The sequence below is a fragment of the Rhizobacter sp. genome (assembly GCF_031412075.1).
In the GTDB taxonomy this organism is placed as follows: domain Bacteria; phylum Pseudomonadota; class Gammaproteobacteria; order Burkholderiales; family Burkholderiaceae_C; genus Rhizobacter.
On the sequence record NZ_JANOCG010000404.1, the window covers coordinates 1 to 3,971 of the forward strand.

The following is a 3,971-nucleotide window of genomic DNA, read 5'->3' on the forward strand; positions in this document are numbered from 1 at the left end:
GGCGCCCGAATACGGCGCGACCATGGGCTTCTTTCCGGTCGACGAAAAGACCATTGAGTACTTCGTGGGCACCGGCCGCACCAAGACCGAGATCGAAGCCTTCGAGAGCTACTTCAAGGCGCAGAAGATGTTTGGCGTGCCCAAATCGGGCGACATCCATTTTTCGAAAGAAGTTTCGCTCGACCTGAGCACCGTGACCCCTTCGCTCGCCGGCCCCAAGCGCCCGCAAGACCGCATCGAGCTGGGCAAGATGCGCAGCGAGTTCACCGAACTTTTCAGCAAGCCCACGGCGGCCAATGGCTTCAACCAGCCAGCCGAGAAGCTGCACCAGGTCTTCAAAACCGCCAGTGGCCTGGAGGTGAAAAACGGCGATGTGCTGATCGCCGCCATCACCTCGTGCACCAACACCTCGAACCCGGCCGTGCTGCTGGCCGCCGGCCTCTTGGCCAAGAAGGCGGTGGAGCTGGGCCTGAAGGTGGCACCCCACATCAAGACCTCGCTCGCACCCGGCTCGCGTGTGGTCACCGAATACCTCGACAAGGCCGGCCTCTCGCCTTACCTCGACAAGCTCGGTTTCAACCTCGCCGGCTACGGCTGCACCACCTGCATCGGCAACGCGGGTGACCTCACCGCCGAGCTGAACGAGGTGATCACCAAGAACGACCTCATCTGCGCGGCCGTGCTGTCGGGCAACCGCAATTTCGAAGCGCGCATCCACCCGAACCTGAAGGCCAACTTCCTGGCTTCGCCGCCGCTGGTGGTGGCCTACGCCATCGCCGGCAATGCCAACAAGGACTTGATGACCGAGCCGGTTGGCAAGGGCCACAACGGCCGCGACATCTACCTGGGCGACATCTGGCCGAGCAGCGACGAGATCTACAAGCTGATGAAGTTCGCGATGAACGGCCCGGCCTTCCGTGCCAACTATGCGCAGGTGAAAACCAAGCCGGGCAAGCTGTGGGAAAACATCGAGGGCGTGAAGGGCGAAACCTACACCTGGCCCAAGAGCACCTACATCGCCAAGCCGCCCTTCTTCGACAACTTCCACATGGAGCCCGGGCTCGCCGACTCGGGCGTGAAGGGTGCGCGCGCGATGGCGCTCTTCGGCGACTCGATCACCACCGACCACATCTCGCCGGCCGGCTCGATCAAGGAGCAGTCGCCCGCCGGCCAGTGGCTCAAAGAGCACCAGGTGCAGATGGCCGACTTCAACTCCTACGGCTCACGCCGTGGCAACCACGACGTGATGGGGCGCGGCACCTTCGCCAACGTGCGCATCAAGAGCCTGATGATTCCCGCCGGCGCCGACGGCAGCCGCGAAGAAGGCGGCGTGACCTTGTTCCAGCCTGGCAACGAGAAGATGTTCATCTACGACGCCGCCATGAAGTACATGGCGGCCAAGACGCCGACCATCATCTTTGCGGGTGAGGAGTACGGCACGGGTTCGTCGCGCGACTGGGCGGCCAAGGGCACGGCCCTGCTCGGCATCAAGGCGGTGGTCGCACGCAGCTACGAACGCATCCACCGCGCCAACCTGGTGGGCATGGGCGTGTTGCCGCTGCAGTTCAAGGGCACGGATTCGTGGCAGACGCTGGGCATCACCGGCGACGAGACTTTCGATGTGCTGCTGGGCACCGAGCTCAAGCACCAGCAAGACGCGACGCTCGTGATTCACGACCTGGACGGCGGCACGCGCAATGTGCGCGTGACGCTGCGCATCGACACGCCGATCGAGGTCGACTACTACAAGCACGGTGGCATCTTGCCCTTCGTGCTGCGGCAGCTGCTCGCGGCCTGAGGCGCGATGGCGGAGCCGTTCAAGAACCTGCTGAACGCGCAGGTGGTGGCCGACATCGGCCGTCACCTGCAGCGCGCCTCGCCCGAGTTCAACGGCAAGCGCTTCACGTCGCTGGCCAACGCTGGCCTCGACACGCTGGAGCTGAAAGCGCGCTCGTGGCACCTCTGCGCTGCGCTGGAGAGCACGCTGCCAGGCGACTTCAATGCGGCTGCTGACCTGATGGAAACAGCGCTCGCCAGCATCGACACGCTGGTCGATGAAACCCTCGACGGCCCGACCGGTGCCAGAGACGATGGCCTGGCCGGCTGGGCCGTGTGGCCGCTCACCGAATACGTGGCGCGCCACGGCCACGCCGACACACCGCGCGCGCTGCGGGCCTTGCACGCGATGACGCAACGCTTCACCGCAGAGTGGGCCATCCGCCCTTTCATCCTGCGCGAGCCCGAGCTCAGCTTCGCAGCCTTGCACGCCTGGGCCGACGACGCGAGCCCGCATGTTCGCCGTCTGGTGAGCGAAGGCAGCCGCCCGCGCCTGCCCTGGGGCATGGTGCTCAAGCCGCTGGTCGACGACCCCTCGCCCACCCTGCCCTTGTTGCGCAAGCTGATGGACGACGCCAGCCCCTATGTGCGACGCAGCGTGGCCAACCACCTGAACGACATCGCGAAAGACCACCCGCACATTGTCGAAGCCTGGCTGCACGAGCACCTGCCCGGCGCACCGGCCCCACGGCAGGCGCTGCTCAGGCACGCAAGCCGCACGCTGGTGAAGCGTGGGCATGCCGGCGTGATGAGCGCCTGGGGCGTGGGCGAACGCTTCAAAGGCCGCGCGGCGCTGGCGTTGTCGTCAAGCCGGGCCCAGGTGGGCGACTCGCTGCAACTGCAGATCAACATTCGCTCCACGGCGAAGAGCGCGCAGCGGCTTGCGATCGACTACGCCGTCCACCACGTCAAGGCAAGCGGCGACACCTCGGCCAAGGTGTTCAAGGGCTGGGTGCTCGAACTGGACGCCGGTGAAGCGCGAGAGCTGCTGAAAAAGCATTCGCTCAAGCCCATCACCACGCGTCGATATCACGCAGGTGCGCACCGAATACAGCTGCTGATCAACGGCCAGCCAGCGGCCGAAGCGGGCTTCGAGCTGAAGGTGCCGGGCTGAAGCTCAGCCCAGGTACTGCGCGAACAGCGCCTCCGAAAAGCCCACGGTGACCTGGCCATTGGGCCACTCCACCACGGGGCGTTTGATGACGCTGTGTTGAGTGAGCATCAGCGCGCGGGCCGAAGCGGCATCAACCACCGCCGCCTTGTCGTCGTCAGGCAGCTTGCGCCAGGTGGTGCCTTGGCGATTGACGAGCTTGTCCCAACCCACAGCCGTGAGCCAGCGGTCCAGCTGCAGCTCGGGCACACCCTGCTTCTTGAAGTCATGCCAGGTCACGTCGGCCTGTTGTTCAGCGAGCCAGGCGCGCGCTTTTTTGACGGTGTCGCAGTTGGCAATGCCGTAGAGGGTGATGGTCATCGGTGGTGTCGGGAGGGCTAGAGAACGTCAGCCTTGCCAGGCTCGCAGACCGGGTCGGGGCCGTAGGCAGTGTCCACCACTTTGCCTTGCCCATTGATGCCGACCTGGAACCACTGGCAGAACGGGGATTCGTAGCGGTAGGCCCAGACAGTTTGTTTTTCATGCCAACCCACGACGTACTGGTCCGACGCACGGCCCAACTGCGCCCTCACCTCGGCGGCGTCCATGCCGCTGCGAATCTCATTGAAGCGCGCTTCGACCAGCACCTGCTCCCAGCGCAGCAGGCGACCCTGGCCGTCGAAGTCGAGCATGTAGGTGTGCTTGCCGTAGGGGCCGCGTGCGAACTCCAGTCGGCGTCCGCCACCCGGCAAGACAGAGTCTCCCGTGGGAGCACCCATCGCTCGCGTGGCCGCCTCCACACCGGTGCCCGGCGCGAGTGAGCTGGGCCCATACGAAGTGCAGGCAGACACCAGGCATGCGCTGAGCAACGCAGACAGATTCAGAGTGTTCATGACGCCTCGCTGACATGGCAGACGGGCACGCGCCCGACCATGCCATTTGAGTCTACGCACCGGCCTTGACCGACATGGCCTGGGGGATTTGCTCCGGTGACCGATCCGCGAGCAGCAACCACACGTGAAAAAGCCCTTGGTGCTTGCGCGCC

The 3,971-nt window shown here is 65.1% G+C and carries 4 protein-coding genes; 2 read left to right on the forward strand and 2 right to left on the reverse strand.

The genetic code is table 11. The annotated features are described in order from the left end of the window. Positions 1–1,798: aconitate hydratase AcnA (locus RMO40_RS15245; protein WP_309723048.1), on the forward strand; the 1,798-nt coding region annotated here is incomplete at its 5' end. Between the two features lie 6 nt (positions 1,799–1,804). After that, a complete protein-coding gene (locus RMO40_RS15250) occupies positions 1,805–2,950 on the forward strand; it encodes a DNA alkylation repair protein (RefSeq protein ID WP_309723051.1) in 1,146 nt (381 codons plus the stop codon). Between the two features lie 3 nt (positions 2,951–2,953). On the opposite strand, the gene RMO40_RS15255 is transcribed toward RMO40_RS15250, so the two are convergent. Both RMO40_RS15255 and RMO40_RS15260 read right to left on the reverse strand, forming a co-directional pair. After that, the gene (locus RMO40_RS15255) at positions 2,954–3,307 is read right to left on the reverse strand and encodes an ArsC family reductase (RefSeq protein ID WP_309723053.1); all 354 of its coding nucleotides are present in this window, start codon (positions 3,305–3,307) and stop codon (positions 2,954–2,956) included. A gap of 17 nt (positions 3,308–3,324) precedes the next feature. Beyond that, positions 3,325–3,819, reverse strand: coding sequence for a hypothetical protein (locus RMO40_RS15260; protein ID WP_309723055.1), 495 nt, complete (start codon positions 3,817–3,819; stop codon positions 3,325–3,327). Positions 3,820–3,971 lie beyond the last annotated feature (152 nt).